Here is a 20694-nt window from a genome sequence, read left to right as displayed (position 1 = left end):
GACTCAGTCCGGAACGCTGGTCTGCAGGGCGAGCGCATGCAGCACGCCGCCCATATTGCCTTTCAGCGCGTCATAGACCATCTGGTGCTGCTGGACGCGGCTTTTGCCGCGGAAGCTTTCGGCCACCACTTCGGCCGCGTAGTGATCGCCGTCACCAGCCAGATCGCGTATCGTCACCTTGGCGTCCGGAATGCCTTCCTTGATCAGCCGTTCAATGTCGTGCGCATCCATTGCCATGGCAGAAATCCTGTTTTCGAGCGGGTGCAGCCCGTGCGATGAGAGTCGGGATAAGCGTAGAGCCTTTCCGGTCCGGATTGAAGCCGTTCCATCCATGACCGAGGGTTCACGGGATATTCCGATCCGGCCGAGCCGCGTCGCCTGCGGACACCTCCTCGCGCGTCGAGTTGGCGCGACCGAGACTGAAGGTCAGCACATAGAGCGGCACGTTTATCGCGATACCGACCATCGGCAAGTAGCTCGTCCACTGCCAGACCGGGGAGAAAAACGGCCGGCCGTAGCCATCGCATAAAAGCGAAGAACCATACGCCCAAAGCGCTCCGATGGCCGTTGCAACGGCGAAGAGCTTGGCGCAAGTGACGATATGCCTTGCCCGAGCCGGCTCCGGCAAAAGGCGCTGCCACAGGACCAGGCACAGAACAGGAACCGCGTAGACGAGGCCCTGAGCGGCCAGCAGCGGGATTGTGCCGTTGGCCGCAGCAAGGAACTCGGCCCGCGTTTCGAGCCTTGGACAGACCTCGCTCGAAGTCGTCGACAACAGCAGAAAGACGAACGGGCCGAGGAACCAGAAGAAGAACAGCGACGGCCAGAAGACGGCTGCAAGCAGCGCCCGGACCGCCAGCCTGGTCAAATGGTCTGATCCATGAAGCGCGGGAACCAGCCCTCATGGGCGGCGGTCAATTCACTCACCGGAACGGCACGCGCCTCGCCGAGTTTCAGCATGTCGCCACCGGTCGTGCCGATCCACGGCGCGAAAATGCCGAGCTTGCCCTGTTCCTCGCGGATCCTGTCCCATTCGCCGCTTTGCGGGTCGATCGACAACGTCAGCAGATAACGGCCCTGGTCCTCGCCGAACCAGACCGGGATCGGATCGGTGCCGGTGAGGCCGGGGATGGTGGCGCCGATTCCGGATGCCATCGCCATTTCGGCCAGCGCCACGGCAAGGCCGCCGTCGGAGATATCGTGCGCGGCAGTCACGATGCCGGAAGCGATCAGCGCGCGCACATGGTCGCCGACGCGCTTTTCATGTTCGAGGTCAACCGGCGGCGGCGGACCGTCGGCGCGGCCGTGGATGTCGCGCATATAGACGGACTGGCCGAGATGGCTGCCCCATGTCGGCGGCGCGCCGACCAGCACGATCATCTGGCCCTCGGCAGCAAAACCGATGCGGGCCATCTTCGACCAATCAGCAATCAGCCCGACGCCGCCGATGGTCGGCGTCGGCAGGATGCCGCGGCCATTGGTTTCGTTGTAGAGCGAGACATTGCCGGAGACGATCGGGAAGCCGAGCGCGCGGCAGGCGTCGCCGATGCCCTTAACCGCCCCGACAAACTGGCCCATGATCTCCGGCCGCTCCGGATTGCCGAAATTGAGATTGTCGGTGGCGGCAAGCGGCAGGGCGCCGGTCGCGGTCAGGTTGCGCCAGCACTCGGCGACGGCCTGCTTGCCGCCCTCATACGGGTCGGCCTCGCAATAGCGCGGCGTGACGTCGGAAGAGAAGGCGAGCGCCTTGGTCGGATGGCCCTCGACGCGCACCACGCCGGCATCGCCGCCGGGAAGCTGCAGCGAATTGCCCTGGATCAGCGTGTCGTACTGTTCCCACACCCAGCGGCGCGAGGAGAGGTCGGGCCCGCCCAGCATCTTGAGCAGCGCGTCGGCGACATCGGCCTTAGGCAAGTCCTTCTCGGCGATCGGTGCAGGCTTCTTGGCTTCGACCCAGGGACGGTCATATTCCGGCGCCTGGTCGCCCAGTTCCTTGATCGGCAGGTTGGCGACCTCGTCGCCCTGGTGGATGACACGGAAGCGCAGTTCGTCGGTGGTCTTGCCGACGATCGCGAAGTCGAGGCCCCATTTGCGGAAGATCGCCTCAGCTTGCTCTTCCTTCTCGGGGCGCAGCACCATCAGCATGCGCTCCTGGCTTTCCGAGAGCATCATCTCATAGGCGCTCATGCGCTCCTCGCGCACGGGCACCTTGTCGAGGTCGAGCTCGATGCCGAGATCGCCCTTGGCGCCCATCTCGACCGCCGAGCAGGTCAGGCCGGCGGCGCCCATGTCCTGAATGGCGATGACCGCGCCCGAGGCCATCAGCTCGAGGCAGGCCTCCAGCAGGCATTTTTCGGTGAAGGGGTCGCCGACCTGCACGGTCGGACGCTTCTCCTCTATTCTGTCATCGAACTCGGCCGAGGCCATGGTGGCGCCGCCGACGCCGTCGCGTCCGGTCTTGGCGCCGAGATAGACGACCGGCAGGCCGACGCCCTTGGCCTGCGACAGGAAGATGGCATTGGACTTGGCGAGGCCGGCCGCGAACGCGTTGACCAGGATATTGCCGTTGTACCGCGGGTCGAAATTGACCTCGCCGCCGACGGTCGGCACGCCGAAGGAATTGCCGTAGCCGCCGATGCCTGAAACCACTCCCGCGACCAGGTGCCGGGTCTTGGGATGGTCAGGTTCGCCGAAGCGAAGCGCGTTCATCGCCGCTACCGGCCGCGCGCCCATGGTGAAGACATCGCGCAGGATGCCGCCCACGCCGGTCGCGGCTCCCTGATAGGGCTCGATATAGGAGGGGTGGTTGTGGCTCTCCATCTTGAAGACGACGCAGTCGCCGTCGCCGATGTCGACCACGCCGGCATTCTCACCCGGCCCCTGTATAACCTGCGGGCCGCTGGTGGGCAGCGTGCGCAGCCATTTCTTGGAAGACTTGTAGGAGCAGTGCTCGTTCCACATCGCCGAGAAGATGCCGAGCTCGGTGAAGCTCGGCTCGCGGCCGACCAGATCGAGGATGCGCTGGTATTCGTCGGGCTTGAGCCCATGCGCGGCGACGAGCTCGGGGGTGATCGGCACGGAATTGGAAATGGTCATGAGCGGCGATTGGTATCCGTGGGAGAGGGGGCTTTCTTGAGTCTCCTCTTATCGCAAGCTTTCGCCCGATACACCCCCAAAGGATGACGAAAAACGCCGGAAAACCACTGCGCGGGCACCGGCCGGTAGCGCGATGCGGATTAAGAAAGGACAGGTCAGGAAAAACTGTCGTAGCCGGCGCGGCCTTCGTCGAGCAGGCGGCGGATGACCGCGACACCACCGGCGACTTCCTTGCTTTGCCGAGGTTGCGAAACACCGAAACGGACGCTGTGGAAGACCTGCTCGGAACGACCGGCCTTGAACTCGTCCTCGTCGTCAATGAGCACGCCCTGCGCCAGGCAGGCATTCTTGAAGGTGCCCGAGAGCCAAGGATCCGGCAAGGTGAGCCAGACGAAGGGCACATTGTCCCGTGCCTTGAAGTCAAAGCCAGCCAGCGTCTCGCGCACGACATGGAGACGAGCTTGGATCTCGGCAATGCAACGCTTGCGGATATCGCTGGCCTGGCCGGACATCACCAGCCTTGTTCCGACCTCCGCCAGCAGAAAGGGCAGCCCGCCGGTCATCATCTTGTGCGCCACGCGGATGCGGTGGCGGTAGGCGGGCGGGCAGGACAGCCAGCCGCCGCGCACGCCGGCCGCGACCGACTTCGACAGGCCGCCGGCGACGATCGTGCGCTCCGGGGCATATTCTGCGAGCAATGGCGTCGGATCGTCGGTCAATTCGCCATAGAGATCATCCTCGATCAGGACGACATTGTACTCGCGCGCTATGCGCGCGATCGCCTGGCGCCGCTCCGCCGACAGCGTCACCAGCGTCGGGTTCTTCGCCGTCGGCATCACGAACATCACCTTCGGATGTTTCTGCGCGCAGACCCGCTCGAAATCGTCGGGATCGAGACCTTCATCGTCCGCCGACACCAGCGCGGTGCGGCGCCCGATCAGGCCGGCGCTACGCGAGATCTGCGAATAGGTGAGATGCTCGAAGACGATCGTGTCGCCAGGCGTCGTTAGCGCGGCGATCGCGGCGATCACCGCCGCATGGGTGCCAAGCGTCGGCACGATCGAATCGGGTGAGGGGTGAAACGAATTGCGCTTGAGCCAGCGGCTGCCAGCCTCGAACCAGCGTTCCGGGAAATCCCTCGTATAGCTCGAAATGTCGTGAGGGTGCTCCTCCGCCGTCCGCGCCAGAACTTCGGCAATGATTGCGCCCTGGCCGACATCGGGGGCGGCGGTGCTGTCGAAGCGCAGCTTGCCGCTCGGCGCGTCGATGAGCCGCGTACCCAGCGCGGCGGACTCCAGCTCGGGCTTGGGGCTTTCAGCGCGTTGCGCGAGCACATAGGTGCCGCGCCCGACCTCCCCGCTCACCAGGCCGCGCTCGCGCAGCAATTGATAGGCCCGGCCGACCGTGCCGACCGTAGTGCCGATGTCGTATGCGAGATCACGCTGCGGCGGCAGTTTTGCACCGGCATCGATGACGCCCTTGTCGATATCTGACTCAATGCTGTCAGCAAGGCGCTGATAGAAAGGGCCGGAACCGGAAGCGAGGTTTGGGAGCCAATTTGTCATGGTGACAATTTTCTATATTGCACCGTACGATGAGTCAATCGATATGGAGGTGCGAATGGCAGCTAGGTACAATCGATAGAATTGGTTGATCGAGAGATGAATACAATTGATATATTGCGTTATGGCAGTGCGGAATTGCATGGCCGCCCGTCGGGGCGCCGCGGGTTTATCAACCGCGTCGTGTCCGTGCTCCGTTCCATCGCCAGGCAAATCGACCGGATGCTGGAACGCCGTCGCGGACGCCTTGCGCTCCTGGAGATGACCGACGAGCAGCTCAAGGACATCGGCATTTCACGCTGCGATGCCAATCGCGAGGGCATCAGGCCGCTCTGGGACTAAGCGCGTCGCGACGCGCTCAAAATCTCGTTTCGTGCATGTCATTCTCCCAAAACGCTGCGCAAGTTTTGGGCATACATTATCGCTGGCGGGTGAGACAGGCTGGTCTCGCCCGTATCTTGATTGCGAGTTGCAGGACGAGCGCGAAAGCCTAACGTCAATCCTGCAATTTGCAGGAATTGGCCTAGGGCCGAGTCACGCGGCATCGGCGCAGGATGGATTGCCGGCCTGCCAGCGCGCGATATCGGAGCCTATGCGCGCGCCGAGCGGTTCGGCCATCAACGGCCCGAACACGTCCACTTTGCGGGAATTGCCCTGTGCCTGCACGACCAGCAGCGGCTTGCCGCCGTAATGCTTGGCGGGCACGAGCAGGAAGCGCGGCGTTCCGCTGTAGGAGTTGAGCTCGTTGGCCATCTGGTAGGGCTTGAAGGCCGGGTCCTTGCTGGCGATCCAGCATTTGTGCGCGGCGATCGCGACCTGCTCCATGGCAAGCAGGGAGGCGCTCTTGCCTGAGGGGGTCGGCGTGGTCTTCGAGCCGGACTGGCAAGAGGCGAGCGCAAATCCGGCGGCGGCCAGGAGAGCAAGGCGAGCAATCGTCAGTCTCATGGTCAGGCCGCCCCGTTGGTCTGAAAGAATGGTCTGAAGGAATCGTCTGAAAGGATCAAGCGGCGATGCCAAGCGCGCCTTCGAACAGGGCCCGGCCGTCGCTGCCGCCGTGTGCCGCCTCGATCAGGTTCTCCGGGTGCGGCATCAGGCCGAGCACATTGCCCTTTTCGCTGACGATGCCGGCGATGTCGTTGATCGAGCCGTTGGGATTGGTGCCTTCGGCATAGCGGAACACCACCTGGCCTTCGCCTTCGAGGCGCGCCAGCGTTTCGGCGTCGGCGAAGTAGTTGCCGTCGTGATGTGCGACCGGTGAGCGGATGATCTGGCCGGGCTGATAGCGGCGAGTGAACATCGTGTTGGCGTTGGCGATCTCGAGTTTCACGTGCCGGCAGACGAATTTCAGGGAGGCGTTGCGCATAAGGGCGCCGGGCAGCAGCCCCGCCTCGAGCAGGATCTGGAAGCCATTGCAGACGCCGATCACCATGACGCCCTTGGCCGCCTTTTCGGCCACCGCCCGCATCACCGGCATGCGCGCGGCAATCGCCCCGCAGCGCAGATAGTCGCCGAAGGAGAAGCCGCCGGGAATGGCGATCAGGTCGACGTCCGGGATTTCGGTGTCGGTCTGCCAGACGGTCGCCGGCACCTGACCGGAGATCTTGGTCAGGGCCGCGATCATATCGCGGTCGCGGTTGAGCCCAGGGAGAAGGACGACGGCTGATTTCATTTTGGGTCGTAGGGCCTCTGGTTTCGGCGAGTTCGCTCGTGCTGCACGCGCTTCAGGAGCCCGTACATCAAATCGCTGGTGGCTTCAGCCATAACCTCTGCGCTGCAAACTCAGGTTATGGCCACATTATAGTTCTCAATCACCGTGTTCGCCAGAAGCTTGTCGCACATCGCCTTGAGGTCGGCTTCGGCCTTGGCCTTGTCGGTTCCGGTGAGTTCGATGTCAAAGACCTTGCCCTGCCGCACCTGGCCGACGCCGTCGAAGCCCAGCCCTGAGAGCGCGTGCTCGATCGCCTTGCCCTGCGGGTCGAGAACTCCGTTCTTGAGGGTGACGGTAACGCGGGCTTTCATCGATACTCCTGAGTGATCGGTAGTGTGGAGGACGGGCACGCCGTTTCCGGCAGGCCCGCGCTGTCAGTGCTTCGTGCTCTTCGAGGGCTCGGAAGAGGCAACGAGCACCGGGCCTGTCGGGCGCGGCGGCTCGTTCTCGTTCATGATGCCGAGGCGGCGAGCCACTTCCTGGTAGGCCTCGACCAGTCCGCCCATGTCGCGACGGAAGCGATCCTTGTCGAGCTTGTCCTGGGTGGCGACGTCCCACAGACGGCACGAATCCGGCGAGATCTCGTCGGCGACGACGATGCGCATCATGTCGCCCTCGAACAGGCGCCCGCACTCGATCTTGAAGTCGACAAGCTGGATGCCGACGCCCAGGAACAGGCCGGAGAGGAAGTCATTGACGCGGATAGCCAGCGCCATGATGTCGTCGATCTCCTGCGGGCTCGCCCAGCCGAAGGCGGTGATGTGCTCTTCCGATACCATCGGGTCGTCCAGCGCATCGGCCTTGTAGTAGAATTCGATGATCGAGCGCGGCAGAACCGTGCCTTCCTCGATGCCCAGGCGCTTCGCCAGCGAGCCGGCGGCGACGTTGCGCACGACCACCTCGAGCGGAATGATTTCGACTTCCTTTATCAGCTGCTCGCGCATATTGAGCCGGCGGATGAAATGGGTCGGGATGCCCATGCGATTGAGGTGATTGAAAATGTGCTCGGAAATGCGGTTGTTGAGCACGCCCTTGCCGTCGACCACCTCATGTTTCTTCTTGTTGAAGGCGGTGGCGTCATCCTTGAAGAACTGGATCAGCGTTCCGGGCTCAGGTCCTTCATAGAGGATCTTGGCCTTGCCTTCGTAAATGCGGCGGCGATTTTTCATCTGATTTTTTCTCTGGATTGGCGGGCAGGCGGCAAGCGACCATTTCCTGTCCGTCTGCCTAAATTAGTTGTGGCGACGGTGCGTTCAATGCCGGTGTCTATATCAATCGTAATGTTTGCTCAATCGGCAAATCCAGCCGATCAACCGGTTTCGGGACCGAAATGCCGCAGCGCAGCATGCGACGTAGCATATTGACCGGCCCGCGGCCTTTTGGTTTCTGCTGGGTAAAGCACACATATTCATCGCCAATGGAATCGATCTGACCGGAGGGACGTCATGAGCAGCATGAAAGACCGCGAAGAGGGCTTCGAGCGCAAATTCGTCTTCGACGAGGAGCTCCGCTTCAAGGCCTCGGCGCGCCGCAACAGAGCGCTCGGCCTCTGGGCCGCCGAAAAGCTCGGCAAGAGCGGAGCCGATGCCGAGGCCTATGCCAAAGAGGTAGTCGTCTCCGACATCGAGGAGGCCGGCGACCATGACGTCTTCCGCAAGATCCGCAAAGATTTCGACGCTGCGGGAGTCCACCAGTCGGACCATCAGATCCGCCGCACCATGGACGAGCTGATGGCTGAGGCGATCGAGCAGATCAAGAACACGTAAAAATCGTTGGACCAATCGACCGCCCGGCTCAGCCGGGCGGTTTTCTTTGCCTTGCCGCCGTTTCCGGCTGAGACTGCGGATCGTTAACAAGGAAAGTTCCGATGTCGCTTAAATCCCGCCTGGCCGCCGACGAAACGCTGTTCACCGCCTGGTCCGGCGTGCCGGACGCGCTGACGGTCGAAATCATCGCCAAGCAGGGTTTTGATGCCGTTACCCTCGACATGCAGCATGGCGGCCACCACGAGGACAGCGTGCTGCGCGGCCTGGTGCCGGTGCTTGCCGCCAACAAGCCGGCGCTGGTGCGCATCCCGGTGGGGCGCTTCGACATGGCGAGCCGGGCGCTCGATTTCGGCGCCGAGGCGGTGATCGCGCCGATGGTCAATTCCGTGAACGACGCCAGGCAGTTCGCCGCAGCAATGAAATATCCGCCGATGGGCGAGCGTTCCTGGGGCCCGACCTATGCCTTTCCGCGCCATGGCAAGGGCGACCATGCCGAGTGGCTGCGCGACTCGAACCAGCGCACCATGGCCTTTGCCATGGTCGAGACGCGTGCGGCGTTCGAGGCGCTGGATGGCATCCTCGAGACGCCCGGCATCGATGGCATCTTCGTCGGGCCGTCGGATTTCTCGATCGCCTGGTCGAACGGCACCACCGTGAATTCGACGCTGGAAAGCATGATGGAGACGGTCGCCTCGATCGCCGAGCGGACGCGCAAGGCCGGCAAGCACGCCGCGATCTACGTCATCGAGCCGGCCGTTGCCGGTCGCGTCGTGTCGATGGGCTACCGCCTGCTCGCCATGGGTTCTGACCACACACTGATCTCGCTCGGCGCCAAGACGCTGCTGAAGAGCATGCGGGATTCGATCGGCGCCTGAGGCGCCGGCGTCTCAAGGCTCCTTCAGTTCCGTGAGGAACTTGGCGAAAGTCATCGATCCCTCCGGCCATGGGCCGAAGCCCGAGTCTTGGTTGAGATGGCCGGCGTCGCCGGCGTCGATGAACAGCGAACCCCAGGCGGCGGCGATGTCCTCGGCAACCTCAAAGGCGCAGAACGGGTCGTTGCGGCTGGCGATCACGATCGACGGAAAGGGCAGGGGCTCGCGCGAATAGGGCCCAAAGGTCATCAGGTGCCTCGGCCTGATCTCCGGATTGGCGACATCAGGCGGCGCCACGAAGAAGGCCCCCGCGACCGGCTTCTGAAATTGCGGGATGGCCTGCACCGCCGCCGCGACACCCAGCGAATGGGCGACGATGACCACCGGCCGCTCGGCCTGGTTGACAGCTTTCGCTACGCTTGCCGTCCAGTCCTCGCGCACGGGCTTCGTCCACTCGGTCTGCTCGACCCTGCGTGCCGTCGACAGTTTCGATTGCCACCGGGTCTGCCAGTGCTCGGGGCCGGAATTGGTATAGCCCGGTATGATGAGAATATCTGCGTCCTTGACTTTCATGGCGCCGATGTAGCGAGCGGCCTTGTCTGATGCAACCGGGCGGTGGAACGCAGCTGAGTCACAAATGTGAACAACGTGTTCGATTCTTTCCACCTTGTGTGAACGATCGCGATGAACGATCTGAACGGAAACAGCAATGACTAATAAACGCCGGCGCGACTGGCCTTGGTGAGATCGGCGCCCGAACGGAGAGTGTGATGAGCGAACTGCCTTTTGCCGCGACCACCCCGGTCAGCGTCGCGCGTGTCGGCCTCAAGGCGCGCGATGCCGAAAACCTTGCCGCCTATTATCGCGCCGCCGTCGGCCTGCAGGAGCTGAGCCGCGCCGATGGCGCGATCACGCTCGGCGCCGCGGGCCGTCCGCTGCTTGTGCTGGAGCAGGATGCTTCGGCCAAGCCTGACGACCCGCGCAGCGCCGGCCTGTTCCACACCGCCTTCCTGCTGCCGTCGCGCGCCGATCTCGGCCGGTGGATCAGCCATGCCGCCGCCAACCGGATCGGCATCGAAGGCGCGTCGGACCATCTGGTCAGCGAGGCGCTCTACCTGACTGACCCTGAAGGCAACGGCATCGAGATCTACGCCGATCGCCGTCCGCAGGATTGGAAATGGAACGGCGACAAGATCGCAATGTCGACCGAGCGGCTGAACCTGCCCGCGGTCGTCGCCAGCGTGCCGGCCGGTGACGCCGGCTGGCAGGGAGCGCCGGAAAACACCATTGTCGGCCATGTGCATCTGCGCGTCGGGCGTCCGGAAGACGCCGAAGCGTGGTGGCATGACGAATTCGGCTTCGACACGGTCGCCAAATATGGCGGCCAGGCGGTGTTCCTGTCCTCCGGGCACTACCATCACCATATCGGCGCCAATGCCTGGCGCAGCGCCGGCGCCGGCCGCCGCGATCCGTCCCGCTCGGGCCTCGTATGGGTCGAAATGCGCTCGGACAACGTGAAGGCCGAGACGACGCGTGAAGATCCCTGGGGCACGGTGATCAGGACGGTGCCCGGCAAGGCTTGATTGGGGCTGCGCCACGCGAGCGGGGCGCCTTCACTCGGACTCAAGCCCCTCCAAACACCCGCTTGAAGATCGTGTCGACATGCTTGGTGTGATAGCCAAGGTCGAACTTCTCGCGGATCTCGGCCTCGGGCAGCGCCGCTGTCACGTCCTTGTCGGCGATCAGTTCCTCAAGGAAATCAGCGCCTTGCTCCCATACCTTCATGGCGTTGCGCTGCACCAGGCGATAGGCGTCCTCGCGTGAGACGCCAGCCTGCGTCAACGCCAGCAGCACGCGCTGCGAATGCACAAGGCCGCGGAACTTGTTGAGGTTCCTCTCCATGTTCTCGGGATAGACCAGCAGCTTGTCGACAACGCCGGTCAGGCGTGCCAATGCGAAGTCGAGCGTCACCGTCGCGTCCGGCCCGATCATGCGCTCCACCGAGGAGTGGGAGATATCGCGCTCGTGCCACAGCGCCACATCCTCCATTGCCGGCATGGCGTAGGAGCGGACCATGCGGGCAAGGCCGGTAAGATTCTCGGTCAGCACCGGGTTGCGCTTGTGCGGCATCGCCGACGAGCCCTTCTGTCCCGGCGAAAAATATTCTTCCGCCTCCAGCACCTCGGTGCGCTGCAGATGCCGGATCTCGACGGCCAGGCGCTCGACCGACGAGGCGATCACCCCGAGCGTCGCGAAAAACATCGCATGGCGGTCGCGCGGTATGACCTGCGTCGAGACCGGTTCCGGCTTCAGGCCGAGTTTCTTTGCCACATGTTCTTCGACATAGGGATCGATGTTGGCGAAGGTGCCGACCGCGCCCGAGATGGCGCAGGTGGCGATGTCGTCGCGCGCGTGCAGCAGCCGCTCGCGGCAACGCGAGAATTCGGCATAGGCCAGCGCCAGCTTGACGCCGAAGGTGGTCGGCTCGGCATGGATGCCGTGGCTGCGGCCAATGGTGATGGTATCCTTGTGCTCGAAGGCGCGGCGCTTCAGGGCCACGAGCAGCGCATTTATGTCGGCAAGCAGGATGTCGGCGGCGCGGGTCAATTGCACCGCAAGGCAGGTGTCGAGAACGTCCGACGAGGTCATGCCCTGGTGAATGAAGCGGGCGTCCGGTCCGACGAATTCGGCGAGATGGGTCAGGAAAGCGATCACATCGTGCTTGGTGACGCGCTCGATCTCGTCAATCTTGTCGACGTCGAACTTGGCCGCACCGCCCTTTTCCCAGATGGTCTTCGCGGCTTCCTTCGGGATGACGCCGAGCTCGGCCAGCGCATCGCAGGCATAAGCCTCGATCTCGAACCAGATGCGGAACCGGGTTTCGGGCGACCAGACGGCGACCATTTCCGGCCGGGAATAGCGAGGGATCATGGTTTCGGGTCCTGCTAGGAGAAGCGTTGGCCGCGTCCTAACAGAGGCCGGCTCAATGCTCAACGCCGCCGGCGTGCAAACCAGATGCTGGTGGCGGCAAGTGCAGCAAAGCCGAATGGAAAATAGAGGCGCACACCCAGGACAACGAACTGGTAGAGCGCAGTGAGGGTCGTGAACACGAACTCAAACGCCCAGGTCAGTGTGAGGGCCGGAGCGTGCCACTCGGCGTAGTAGGAACGGTATTGCAGAGCAAACAACCCGCCGGTGAAAGCGAGCGTCGCGCCGAGCAGGCATACGAAAGCTGCGGCGAGCGCGATTTCCAGTGGCGGCCGCGCGACACCAGCGTGGCGAATGTCAGTCCGACCGGAAAAGCAGGCGCACCGCCGAGCGCATAAAGCAGCGCGACAAAGCGGGCGCTGTCCGGCGTTTCCCAATAATTCAGATTAAGGAAAGCGCTCGCCGCCATCGTAAGCCCCCACAGGAAGGCGCCGACAATGGCCGTGCCTGCCGAGGGCAGAGCGTCGCGGAGGCGGTTTCCAAGGCGCAGCCGGAACGGGGTTTGCTGCAGCGGCGTCACGGTCACTGGGCCACGTTCCGCGGCCACCAGCGGTTCAACTCGTGTGGTGTTGGCAATGCTTCCAGTCTCATCTGCGTCATGCCTATCACGCCATGGTGAATGAGATGTGCTGCTCGATGCATCCAATCCGGCGGCCGTTTGTTATTGTGGGCGTCCGATAGGGGCGCGCGGCCACCCGGCGGAGGACAGCATGACCACCGATCTCAGCAAGATACGCGAGCATATGGAAGTGATCGGCGCCGACGGCGTTCATGTCGGTACCGTCGACAAAGTCGAGGGACAGCGCATCAAGCTGACCAAGGCCGACAGCGGCATGGGCTCGCACAAAGGCCATCACCATTACGTTCCGCTGGCTCTGGTCGCGGAGGTCGAGGGAAAGAAAGTCTGGCTGTCGGCGAATTCGGACGTCGCGGTGACGTTCGAGGAAGAGCAGTCCGACCCGACCTAACCGGCCGCGAGAACTCTAGCGGGACGACCAGGCCGGAAACAGATCGCCGTCGGCGGGCGTCGCCGCGTGGACGCCGCGGCTGATCGCGCGGGCCATCGTAGCACCCGCTGCGGCATAGAGGTCGATCGCTGCATCGGTGCTGAGTTCGATGCCACTGGTGCCGGTCGCGAGAGCAAAGACGAGATCGCCGTCGGCCGGCGTGTGCGTCGGCCAGATGGCGCGGGCAAACCCGTCATGCGCCGAAATCGCCAGGCGCTTGGCGGCCGCCTTGGTCAGAACAGCGTCAGTGGCGATGACGGCAATCGTCGTGCTGGCGCCCTCTGGCGGTTCCCCGGCCCGCCTGTCGCGGTACTTCAAGAGTATTTTCCTGGCGTCTTCCGGTATCGGGTCGGGATAACCCAGGCCACCGAATTCATCGCCGATCTCGAAGGGAGCGGCCCAGAAATGGCGGCTGCGTCCGACCGTTACCGATCCGGTCGGGTTGACGGCGGCGAGCGCGCCGATGGTGACGCCGCTGTCGAGCATCGTCGAGGCTGAACCCAGCCCGCCTTTCAGACCGGAGGTCAGCGCGCCGGTACCGGCGCCAACCGTGCCGACCGGGAAGTCGGTCGTTGCGGCCTGAGCCGCCTCGTAGCCAAGCTCGCGATAGGGCGGATAGCGGCCCCAATCCTTGTCGCCGCCATTGCGCAGGTCGAAGAGGATCGCCGCCGGCACGATCGGAACGCGAAAACCCCCCACCTCGACGCCGATGTTTTTCTCCCGCAGCGCCGCCTGGGCGCCGGAAGCGGCATCGAGGCCGAAGGCCGAGCCGCCGGACAGCACGACTGCGTGAATGGCCGCGATCGAGTTTTGCGGCTCGAGCAGGTCGGTCTCACGCGTGCCCGGTGCGCCACCCAGCACCTGGACTCCGGCCACCGCCGGCTCCTCGCAAAGCACTACCGTGACGCCGGATTTCAGCCTGGCGTCGGCGGCATTGCCGACGGTGAGTCCGGCGACGTCGGTGATCAGGTTGCGTGGACCGGTGCGGAACATCAGTTTTCCTCCAGCGGCACGAAATGGGTGCCGTCGAAGCGGAAGGCGCGGAATGGGTTTTGGCTGAGATCGCCCTTTTCGTCGAAGCGGACGGTGCCGATAGCGGTCGCGAAATCGTGGTCGGTCAGCGTCTTGGCGAGCGGCTTGCCGGAGCTTTCTGCGTCGACCGCTGCCGCCTTGGCGACCTCCACCGCGGCATAAGCCGGTAGCGTGTAGCCGTCTGTCACGATCTTCCTTTCGCCGAAGGCCTGCATGACCTTGGGGTCCGCGACTTCTGCCCACTCCGGCGGCGCGATCATCAGTGTGCCGGCCGCATAGGGCACATCGCCGGGTGGCGTGCGCAGCGTCTCGCCGCCGGCGAAGGTGATGCCGGCATTGAGCGAGGCAGCGTCGCGCCCCATGATGGCGATGTCGTCGCCGTCGCCGCCGGCAAACACTTTCGTGGCTCCCGCTTTCTTCAGGCGGCCGATGAGCCCGATCTGGTTGTCGAGCTGCGGCCGGAACGTGTCGACGAAGACCGGTTTCAGCGCCGCCTGCTCGGCGGCCGCGCGGAAAGTCTCTGCGATCTCTCGGCCATAGATGGTGCCGTCATCGATAATGGCGAACAATTCGTTCTGCCAGAGCCGAGTGAGGATCGTAGCCACCGCATTGCGTTCGTCGTCGCCGCGCGGCCCAAGCCGATAAACCGGCCAGCCGGTCTTGGCGCGGCGGTCGGTCAGGCTCTCGGTGCGGACGCCTACCGTGATGACCGGAATGTTGGCGTCCTTCAGGATCGGCAGTGCCGCCTCGATCGCTTCGGTGCACAGAAAACCGACAACGATATTGACCTTGGCATCCACGAACTGCCTGGCAGCCGCTGCACCGCCGTCGGCCGTGCAGGCGTCGTCAACAGTTTGGACCGCGACGCCTTCGGCCTCCGCCGCCAGCCCGGTCCCCGCCTCGATCTGCTTGCCGAGGATCGCCGATGGCCCGGACAGCGGTGCGGCGACGCCAACCAGCGTCTCGGCATGGACGCTCGCGGCCAGCCAAAGCAGCGCGGCTAAAGTCGTCGTGAGAAGGCGCATTCGGGCGAAGAGGTCCTCCGTGCCGGGAGTATTGTTCCGGCACTATTCCAGCAAAGACCTAAAGGCTGCCTAATCCCGGTGCAACACGCGAATTCAGGATTGCGCTCAAGCACTTCGCTTGTGTCATACAATATGCGGCCATATATAACGAACTTCGTTTTGACAGGTGGGATCGTCGGGTGCTGAAGATCAATGACATCGGGCCGCAAGCCTATCGCGATGCGATGGCGCATTTTGCCGGCCATGTGCATGTGGTGACCACGGACGGCCCCGCCGGGAGACGAGGCGCAACGGTGATTGCCGCCTGCTCGGTCTCGGATACGCCGCCCGCCGTGCTTGTCTGCCTCAACCGCGAAAATCCCAAGAACGAGGCCTTCATCCGGAACGGCAATTTCGCGCTGAACACGCTCGCCTCGGACCAGGAGGCGCTGTCGGTCGGCTTTTCCGGCATCACCGGCCTGCCGTCCGAGGAGCGCTTCGAGCTCGGCGAATGGGACGTGATCTCGACCGGCGCGCCGACGCTGAAAGGCGCGCTCGCCGTCTTCGATTGTCAGATCATCGACACCAAGGATTTGGCCACCCACCGTGTGCTTTTTGGCAAGGTGACAGGCCTGCGCATTGGCGATAATTTGCGGCCGCTGATCTATCACAACCGCGACTACCACGTTCTGTGAAACGGGTGCGCGGCATCCACGGAGACAAGATGACCGCGCCGCGGCCCGCGCCGAAGTCGATCGACGAGACGCTCGATCTCTTGACCGGCGCGGACTATGTCGCCGACCGCTCGCTGGCGACGGTGCTGTTTTTGTCGCTGCGCATGAAACGGCCGCTGTTCCTCGAAGGCGAGGCCGGTGTCGGCAAGACCGAGATCGCCAAGGTGCTCGCCGATGCGCTCGGCCGCCGGCTGATCCGCCTGCAATGCTACGAAGGGCTGGACGTCTCCTCCGCCGTCTACGAGTGGAATTACGCGGCACAGATGATCGAGATCCGCATGGAGGAGGCGGCGGGCAAAGTCGTGCGCTCCGACATGGAGCGCAACGTCTTTTCCGAAAAATACCTGATCCGCCGTCCGGTGCTGGATGCGCTGACCGGCAAGGCAGGGGCGGCGCCGGTTTTCCTGATCGACGAACTCGACCGCACCGACGAGGCCTTCGAGGCCTTCCTGCTCGAGATACTTTCGGACTTCCAGGTGACGGTTCCGGAACTCGGCACGATCAAAGCCGAAGAGCCGCCGATAGTCATCATCACCACCAACCGCACGCGCGAGATCCATGACGCGCTGAAGCGGCGCTGCCTCTATCACTGGGTCGACTATCCGAACGCCGAGCGCGAATTGGAGATCGTGCGGCGCAAGGTGCCGCAGGCGAACAGCCGGCTGTCGGCCGAGGTCGTGTCCTTCATCCAGAAGTTGCGCCAGATCGAGCTGTTCAAGGCCCCGGGCGTCGCCGAAACCATCGACTGGGCCGGCGCGCTGACCGAACTCGACAAGGTCGCGCTCGACCCGGAGACGGTGTCCGATACGATCGGCGTGCTTTTGAAATATCAGGACGACATCGCCCGCATCGGTGAGGGCGAAGGCCGGCGCATCCTCAACGAGGTGAAGGCCGAGCTTTCGGCCGCGGAGTAGCGCCATGCGACCGCTGCGCCCGGAGCCAAAAGAGGCGAGTGCGGAAGGGCGCATTGCCGACAATATCGTCTATTTCGCGCGGGCGCTGCGCAAGGCCGGCATGCGCGTCGGCCCGGCTTCGGTCAAGGACGCCATCGAAGCGGTTCTTGCCGCCGGCATCGGCTCGCGCGACGATTTTTACTGGACGCTGCACGCGGTGCTGGTCTCGCGGCACGAGGATCATCCGGTCTTCGACGAAGCCTTCCGCCTGTTCTGGAAATCGCGCGAGCTGATCGAGAAGCTGCTCGCGATGTTTTCTCCGGTCGCGCCGGACCATCGCGAAAAGCAAAAGCCGCGCGCGGCCGAGAACCGCGTCAGCCAGGCGATGTTCGAAGGCCACCACAAGAACCAGCCGGTGCGGGAAGTGCCCGAGATCGAGGTCGATGCGCGTTTCACTTTCTCGGGCAATGAGGTGCTGCGCGGCAGGGATTTTGCGCAAATGGATGCGGCCGAGGTGGCGGAGGCCAAAAAGGCGATCGCGGCGTTGCGCCTGCCCTTCGATATGGTGCGCACGCGTCGCTTCAAGCCAGATGCGCAACGGGGCCGCATCGATCCGCGCGCCATGATGCGTCTGGCCGCGCGGACCGGCGGCGCGCTCATCCTGCCGAAATTCCGATCGCCGCGCGAGATGCATCTGCCGCTGGTGGTGCTTGCCGACATTTCCGGCTCGATGAGCCAGTACACGCGCATCTTCCTCCACTTTCTGCACGCGCTGACGGAAAAGCGGCGACGCGTGCACGCATTCGTCTTCGGCACGCGGCTGACGAACCTCACCCGCCAGATGCGACATCGCGATCCCGACGAGGCATTGGCCGAATGCTCGACGGCCGTGAAGGACTGGTCCGGCGGCACCCGCATCGGCGATGCGCTCGCCGAGTTCAATCGGCTGTGGTCGCGGCGCGTGCTGGGGCAGGGCGCCGTGGTGCTTTTGATCACCGATGGGCTGGAGCGCGACGACGTCACCGGCCTGTCGGAGGAGATGGAGCGGTTGCACAAATCCTGCCGGAGGCTGATCTGGCTCAATCCGCTCTTGCGTTTCGACGGGTTCGAGGCGCGCGCCCGCGGAGTGAAGGCAATGCTGCCGCATGTCGACGAGTTCCGCGCCGTGCACAATCTCGACGCGCTGGCCGATCTTTGCGCCTCGCTCGACCAGCGGCCGGCCGCAGCGGTCGACCCGCGGCGCTGGCTGCGAACTGGCGACAGGCGGGCCGCGTAGCCATATGTTTCGCAGCGATATATTCCTCTGGGACGTTCCCCGGGAAAAACAGACTTTGCGAGAAGCGACGATGGACGAGAGCATCTATCTCGACGAGGCCCGCGATCCCCTGATCATCGCGGAAGGCTGGATGAAGGACGGCAAGGATGTCGCCATCGCAACCGTCGTCGAAACCTGGGGTTCGGCGCCGCGCCCGGTCGGCAGCCATCTGGTCATCGACGCCGGAGGGAATTTCCACGGTTCGGTTTCCGGCGGCTGTGTCGAGGGCGCGGTGGTGGCCGAAGCGATCGATGTCATCGGCTCGGGCAGGGCTAGGATGCTGGAGTTCGGCGTCGCCGACGAAACCGCCTGGCAGGTCGGCCTGTCTTGCGGCGGCCGCATCAAGGTCTATGTCGAGCGGCTAGGTTGACTGCGGATGGATCCGTATGTTCTCAAAACATTGAACGAAGAGCGCCGCGCCCGGCGCGCCGCGGTGCTGGTCACCGATCTCGGCGACGGCCGCGACCGCATCGTGCGTGAAGGCGACCGCGTCGCGGGCGAACTCGGCGCGGCGATCGCCAGTGCGTTCCGCACCGGCAATTCTGGATCGGTAGAAGCGGAAGGGCGAACTTTCTTTCTCAATGCGCATCTGCCGCGCCCGCGCCTGGTGGTGATCGGCGCGGTGCATATCAGCCAGGCGCTGGCGCCGATGGCCAGGATCGCCGGCTATCCGGTCGAGATCATCGATCCGCGTTCCGCCTTCGCCACGCCGGAGCGCTTTCACGGTGTAGCGCTGCATGCCGAATGGCCCGAAGATGTGCTGAAGCGCGAACCACTCGACAGCTATACAGCGCTTGCCGCCGTCACCCACGATCCGAAGATCGACGATTTCGCACTGAAGGCGGCGCTCGACGCCAGGTGCTTCTATGTCGGGGCGCTCGGCAGCAGGAAGACTCATGCCAAGCGGGTCGAGCGTCTGCTGGCGCTCGGCGCCAGCGCCGACCAGATCGCCCGCATCCATGCGCCGATCGGGCTGGACATCGGCGCGGCGAGCCCGGCCGAGATCGCCGTCGCGGTGCTGGCACAGACCATCCACGCCTTCCGCTCGCGCGGCTTGGAAAGCAAAGGCGCGGTGGCGTGAAGTTCGGTCCGGTTGCGATCGAGCTGGCCGAAGGCGCGGTGCTGGCGCATGCGACCACTGCCGGCGAGCGGCGATTCCGCAAGGCGCATCGGCTGAACGGCGAGGACGTTGCTGCGCTGAGGGCGGCCGGCATCAGCGAAGTCGTCGTGGCCGTTCTCTCTCCCGATGACCTCGGCGAGGATGCCGCGGCCGAAAAGATCGCGTTGAGCATGTCCCATCGCAACGTCGAGACGAAGCCCGCTGCAACCGGACGCGTGAACCTGCATGCCGAAACTGCGGGCGTCTTCACCGTCGACGCCAAGATGATCGACGCCATCAATGCCATCGACCCGGCGATTACCATCGCCACCCTGGCGCTGCACGCGCCTGTCGAGGCCGGCCAGATGGTGGCGACGGTGAAGATCATTCCCTTTGCCGTCGCTGCGAGCTTGGTCGATGCGGTGGCCAAGATTTGTGCCGGCGGCGAAATCTTTGCCGTAAACGCCTATCGCCCGGTCAATGTCGGCGTCATTCAGACGACGCTGCCCGGCTTGAAGCCGAGCGTCCTCGACAAGACGCTGCGCGTCACCGAGGCGCGGCTGGCGCGCTCCGGCGGCCGGCTGACGGCGGAGCGGCGCCCGCCGCATGACGTGACGCCCGTCGCGGAAGCGGCAAGGGCGCTGGCGCGCGACAACGACATGGTGGTTATCTTCGGCGCCTCGGCGCTGGCCGATTTCGCCGATGTCATCCCTGCCGCGATCGAGAAGGCGGGCGGCAAAGTCATCCGAGCCGGCATGCCGGTCGATCCCGGCAATCTGCTGGTGCTCGGAACGCTCGACGGCAAGCGCGTCATCGGCGCGCCCGGCTGTGCTCGCAGCCCGAAGGAAAACGGTTTCGACTGGGTGCTGGACCGGCTGATCGCTGGGCTCGACGTGACGGCGGGCGACATTGCCGGCATGGGCGTCGGGGGCCTGTTGATGGAAATCCCGTCAAGGCCGCAGCCGCGCGAGCCGCTGCCGTCGCAGCCGGCAAAAGCGGAGCCGAGGGTCGACATCGTGCTTCTCGCCGCCGGGCGCTCCAGCCGCATGGGCGGGCCGAACAAACTGCTGGCGCTGTTCGACGGCAAGCCGCTGGTGCGGCGCACCGCCGAGCGGGCGCTGAGATCGAAGGCGGCCAGCGCCATCGTCGTCACCGGCCATCAGCGCGAGCGGGTGCGCTCGGCGCTCTCAGGTCTCGATATCACGCTTGCCCACAATCCGGACTTCGCCGACGGGCTGGCTTCGTCGCTTAAGGCGGGCATCGCGCGGGTCGCGCCCGACGCGGCCGGCGCCATGATCGTGCTCGGCGACATGCCTGGCATCTCGTCGAAGGATCTCGATAGTCTGATCGATGCATTCCGCCGATCCGGCGGCCGCGCCGTGGTGCGCGCGGCGCATCAGGGCAAGCGCGGCAACCCGGTGCTGCTGCCGCGGTCGCTGTTTTCAGCCGTCGCGCACCTCGAAGGCGACACCGGTGCCCGCCATCTCGTCGAGGCCGAAGGGCTCGACGTCATCGATGTCGAGATCGGACAGGCCGCCTCGATCGACGTCGATACGCGCGAGGCGCTGGAAGGCGCTGGCGGCGTGCTGCAGGATTGACAAACCGAAGCTGAATTTCG

Annotated in this window: 24 protein-coding genes; 11 read left to right on the top strand and 13 right to left on the bottom strand. The window is 64.4% G+C overall.

Translation table 11 applies throughout. The features are described 5' to 3' along the window. Nucleotides 1-3 precede the first annotated feature (3 nt). From CK220_RS08120 to CK220_RS08105, 4 genes are all read right to left on the bottom strand, one after another. The gene (locus CK220_RS08120; protein WP_023674714.1) at nt 4-237 is read right to left on the bottom strand and encodes a BolA family transcriptional regulator; all 234 of its coding nucleotides are present in this window, start codon (nt 235-237) and stop codon (nt 4-6) included. 106 nt (nt 238-343) lie between these two features. After that, entirely contained in the window at nt 344-868 is a 525-nt protein-coding gene (locus CK220_RS08115; RefSeq protein ID WP_095811024.1) for a hypothetical protein, read from the bottom strand. Continuing rightward, entirely contained in the window at nt 865-3096 is a 2232-nt protein-coding gene (gene purL / locus CK220_RS08110; RefSeq protein WP_095811023.1) for a phosphoribosylformylglycinamidine synthase subunit PurL, read from the bottom strand. Before purL ends, CK220_RS08115 begins: the two co-directional genes overlap by 4 nt. A gap of 155 nt (nt 3097-3251) precedes the next feature. Next, nucleotides 3252-4661: a PLP-dependent aminotransferase family protein gene (locus CK220_RS08105; protein ID WP_095811022.1), complete on the bottom strand. Its 1410-nt coding sequence runs from the start codon at nt 4659-4661 to the stop codon at nt 3252-3254. Between the two features lie 96 nt (nt 4662-4757). Here CK220_RS08105 and CK220_RS08100 point away from each other — a divergent pair, with 96 nt between their 5' ends. Then, nucleotides 4758-5000 carry a DUF1127 domain-containing protein gene (locus CK220_RS08100; RefSeq protein WP_095811021.1) on the top strand — a complete coding sequence of 81 codons (243 nt, stop codon included), beginning with the start codon at nt 4758-4760 and terminating at the stop codon, nt 4998-5000. Between the two features lie 192 nt (nt 5001-5192). Here the strand turns inward: CK220_RS08100 and CK220_RS08095 are convergent, their stop codons facing one another. From CK220_RS08095 to purC, 4 genes are all read right to left on the bottom strand, one after another. Continuing rightward, nucleotides 5193-5603, bottom strand: a complete 411-nt coding sequence (locus CK220_RS08095; protein WP_095811020.1) for a hypothetical protein — start codon at nt 5601-5603, stop codon at nt 5193-5195. 55 nt (nt 5604-5658) lie between these two features. Next, nucleotides 5659-6327, bottom strand: coding sequence for a phosphoribosylformylglycinamidine synthase subunit PurQ (purQ, locus tag CK220_RS08090; protein ID WP_095811019.1), 669 nt, complete (start codon nt 6325-6327; stop codon nt 5659-5661). Nucleotides 6328-6437: 110 nt separating this feature from the next. Beyond that, nucleotides 6438-6677 (bottom strand): phosphoribosylformylglycinamidine synthase subunit PurS, encoded by a 240-nt coding sequence (gene purS / locus CK220_RS08085; protein ID WP_095811018.1) that lies wholly within the window; start codon nt 6675-6677, stop codon nt 6438-6440. Nucleotides 6678-6740: 63 nt separating this feature from the next. Continuing rightward, on the bottom strand, nt 6741-7535 hold the full coding sequence (gene purC, locus CK220_RS08080) for a phosphoribosylaminoimidazolesuccinocarboxamide synthase (protein WP_040969563.1): 795 nt from the start codon (nt 7533-7535) through the stop codon (nt 6741-6743). 276 nt (nt 7536-7811) lie between these two features. Here purC and CK220_RS08075 point away from each other — a divergent pair, with 276 nt between their 5' ends. Together CK220_RS08075 and CK220_RS08070 are read left to right on the top strand one after the other, a co-directional pair. Beyond that, entirely contained in the window at nt 7812-8132 is a 321-nt protein-coding gene (locus CK220_RS08075; protein ID WP_095811017.1) for a DUF1476 domain-containing protein, read from the top strand. A 101-nt stretch (nt 8133-8233) separates the two neighbouring features. Further along, the gene (locus CK220_RS08070) at nt 8234-9007 is read left to right on the top strand and encodes an HpcH/HpaI aldolase/citrate lyase family protein (RefSeq protein ID WP_095811016.1); all 774 of its coding nucleotides are present in this window, start codon (nt 8234-8236) and stop codon (nt 9005-9007) included. Nucleotides 9008-9019: 12 nt separating this feature from the next. Here the strand turns inward: CK220_RS08070 and CK220_RS08065 are convergent, their stop codons facing one another. Next, nucleotides 9020-9577 (bottom strand): alpha/beta hydrolase, encoded by a 558-nt coding sequence (locus tag CK220_RS08065; RefSeq protein WP_095811015.1) that lies wholly within the window; start codon nt 9575-9577, stop codon nt 9020-9022. 197 nt (nt 9578-9774) lie between these two features. Here CK220_RS08065 and CK220_RS08060 point away from each other — a divergent pair, with 197 nt between their 5' ends. Further along, nucleotides 9775-10587, top strand: coding sequence for a VOC family protein (locus tag CK220_RS08060; RefSeq protein ID WP_095811014.1), 813 nt, complete (start codon nt 9775-9777; stop codon nt 10585-10587). A 40-nt stretch (nt 10588-10627) separates the two neighbouring features. Here the strand turns inward: CK220_RS08060 and purB are convergent, their stop codons facing one another. Together purB and CK220_RS08050 are read right to left on the bottom strand one after the other, a co-directional pair. Beyond that, nucleotides 10628-11935, bottom strand: a complete 1308-nt coding sequence (gene purB, locus CK220_RS08055; RefSeq protein WP_095811013.1) for an adenylosuccinate lyase — start codon at nt 11933-11935, stop codon at nt 10628-10630. A gap of 196 nt (nt 11936-12131) precedes the next feature. Then, nucleotides 12132-12518: a hypothetical protein gene (locus CK220_RS08050; protein ID WP_348629655.1), complete on the bottom strand. Its 387-nt coding sequence runs from the start codon at nt 12516-12518 to the stop codon at nt 12132-12134. A 184-nt stretch (nt 12519-12702) separates the two neighbouring features. On the opposite strand from CK220_RS08050, the gene CK220_RS08045 reads away from it, so the two are divergent. After that, entirely contained in the window at nt 12703-12960 is a 258-nt protein-coding gene (locus CK220_RS08045) for a DUF2171 domain-containing protein (protein WP_095811012.1), read from the top strand. A 15-nt stretch (nt 12961-12975) separates the two neighbouring features. On the opposite strand, the gene CK220_RS08040 is transcribed toward CK220_RS08045, so the two are convergent. Further along, a complete protein-coding gene (locus tag CK220_RS08040; RefSeq protein ID WP_095811011.1) occupies nt 12976-13992 on the bottom strand; it encodes a P1 family peptidase in 1017 nt (338 codons plus the stop codon). Next, nucleotides 13992-15056: a branched-chain amino acid ABC transporter substrate-binding protein gene (locus tag CK220_RS08035; protein WP_095811010.1), complete on the bottom strand. Its 1065-nt coding sequence runs from the start codon at nt 15054-15056 to the stop codon at nt 13992-13994. The genes CK220_RS08040 and CK220_RS08035 overlap by 1 nt, the downstream gene beginning before the upstream one ends. 179 nt (nt 15057-15235) lie before the next feature. On the opposite strand from CK220_RS08035, the gene CK220_RS08030 reads away from it, so the two are divergent. The 6 genes from CK220_RS08030 to CK220_RS08005 all read left to right on the top strand — a co-directional run bounded on the left by CK220_RS08030 (nt 15236) and on the right by CK220_RS08005 (nt 20674). After that, entirely contained in the window at nt 15236-15730 is a 495-nt protein-coding gene (locus CK220_RS08030) for a flavin reductase (protein WP_095811009.1), read from the top strand. A 29-nt stretch (nt 15731-15759) separates the two neighbouring features. After that, nucleotides 15760-16683, top strand: coding sequence for a MoxR family ATPase (locus CK220_RS08025; RefSeq protein ID WP_095811172.1), 924 nt, complete (start codon nt 15760-15762; stop codon nt 16681-16683). A 4-nt stretch (nt 16684-16687) separates the two neighbouring features. Further along, a complete protein-coding gene (locus tag CK220_RS08020) occupies nt 16688-17938 on the top strand; it encodes a VWA domain-containing protein (protein WP_095811008.1) in 1251 nt (416 codons plus the stop codon). A 70-nt stretch (nt 17939-18008) separates the two neighbouring features. Next, complete coding sequence (locus CK220_RS08015) at nt 18009-18347, top strand: XdhC family protein (RefSeq protein WP_095811007.1); 339 nt, start codon at nt 18009-18011, stop codon at nt 18345-18347. A 6-nt stretch (nt 18348-18353) separates the two neighbouring features. Next, complete coding sequence (locus CK220_RS08010; protein ID WP_095811006.1) at nt 18354-19058, top strand: XdhC family protein; 705 nt, start codon at nt 18354-18356, stop codon at nt 19056-19058. After that, a complete protein-coding gene (locus CK220_RS08005; protein ID WP_095811005.1) occupies nt 19055-20674 on the top strand; it encodes a molybdopterin-binding/glycosyltransferase family 2 protein in 1620 nt (539 codons plus the stop codon). The genes CK220_RS08010 and CK220_RS08005 overlap by 4 nt, the downstream gene beginning before the upstream one ends. Nucleotides 20675-20694: the final 20 nt, after the last annotated feature.

The sequence above is a fragment of the Mesorhizobium sp. WSM3860 genome, assembly GCF_002294995.1.
GTDB lineage: Bacteria > Pseudomonadota > Alphaproteobacteria > Rhizobiales > Rhizobiaceae > Mesorhizobium.
The sequence above is the reverse complement of the archived record's forward strand: the minus strand, read 5'-3'. Positions and strand labels throughout refer to the sequence as shown.

Coding starts and splice junctions, on each gene's coding strand:
- CK220_RS08095 (WP_095811020.1), bottom strand. CDS start 5,603: ATGAGACTGACGATTGCTCGCCTTGCTCTCCTGGCCGCCGCCGGATTT.
- CK220_RS08075 (WP_095811017.1), top strand. CDS start 7,812: ATGAGCAGCATGAAAGACCGCGAAGAGGGCTTCGAGCGCAAATTCGTC.
- purB (WP_095811013.1), bottom strand. CDS start 11,935: ATGATCCCTCGCTATTCCCGGCCGGAAATGGTCGCCGTCTGGTCGCCC.
- CK220_RS08070 (WP_095811016.1), top strand. CDS start 8,234: ATGTCGCTTAAATCCCGCCTGGCCGCCGACGAAACGCTGTTCACCGCC.
- CK220_RS08040 (WP_095811011.1), bottom strand. CDS start 13,992: ATGTTCCGCACCGGTCCACGCAACCTGATCACCGACGTCGCCGGACTC.
- purC (WP_040969563.1), bottom strand. CDS start 7,535: ATGAAAAATCGCCGCCGCATTTACGAAGGCAAGGCCAAGATCCTCTAT.
- CK220_RS08020 (WP_095811008.1), top strand. CDS start 16,688: ATGCGACCGCTGCGCCCGGAGCCAAAAGAGGCGAGTGCGGAAGGGCGC.
- CK220_RS08045 (WP_095811012.1), top strand. CDS start 12,703: ATGACCACCGATCTCAGCAAGATACGCGAGCATATGGAAGTGATCGGC.
- CK220_RS08065 (WP_095811015.1), bottom strand. CDS start 9,577: ATGAAAGTCAAGGACGCAGATATTCTCATCATACCGGGCTATACCAAT.
- CK220_RS08010 (WP_095811006.1), top strand. CDS start 18,354: ATGGATCCGTATGTTCTCAAAACATTGAACGAAGAGCGCCGCGCCCGG.
- CK220_RS08120 (WP_023674714.1), bottom strand. CDS start 237: ATGGCAATGGATGCGCACGACATTGAACGGCTGATCAAGGAAGGCATT.
- CK220_RS08015 (WP_095811007.1), top strand. CDS start 18,009: ATGGACGAGAGCATCTATCTCGACGAGGCCCGCGATCCCCTGATCATC.
- purQ (WP_095811019.1), bottom strand. CDS start 6,327: ATGAAATCAGCCGTCGTCCTTCTCCCTGGGCTCAACCGCGACCGCGAT.
- purS (WP_095811018.1), bottom strand. CDS start 6,677: ATGAAAGCCCGCGTTACCGTCACCCTCAAGAACGGAGTTCTCGACCCG.
- CK220_RS08035 (WP_095811010.1), bottom strand. CDS start 15,056: ATGCGCCTTCTCACGACGACTTTAGCCGCGCTGCTTTGGCTGGCCGCG.
- CK220_RS08060 (WP_095811014.1), top strand. CDS start 9,775: ATGAGCGAACTGCCTTTTGCCGCGACCACCCCGGTCAGCGTCGCGCGT.
- CK220_RS08025 (WP_095811172.1), top strand. CDS start 15,760: ATGACCGCGCCGCGGCCCGCGCCGAAGTCGATCGACGAGACGCTCGAT.
- purL (WP_095811023.1), bottom strand. CDS start 3,096: ATGACCATTTCCAATTCCGTGCCGATCACCCCCGAGCTCGTCGCCGCG.
- CK220_RS08105 (WP_095811022.1), bottom strand. CDS start 4,661: ATGACAAATTGGCTCCCAAACCTCGCTTCCGGTTCCGGCCCTTTCTAT.
- CK220_RS08100 (WP_095811021.1), top strand. CDS start 4,758: ATGAATACAATTGATATATTGCGTTATGGCAGTGCGGAATTGCATGGC.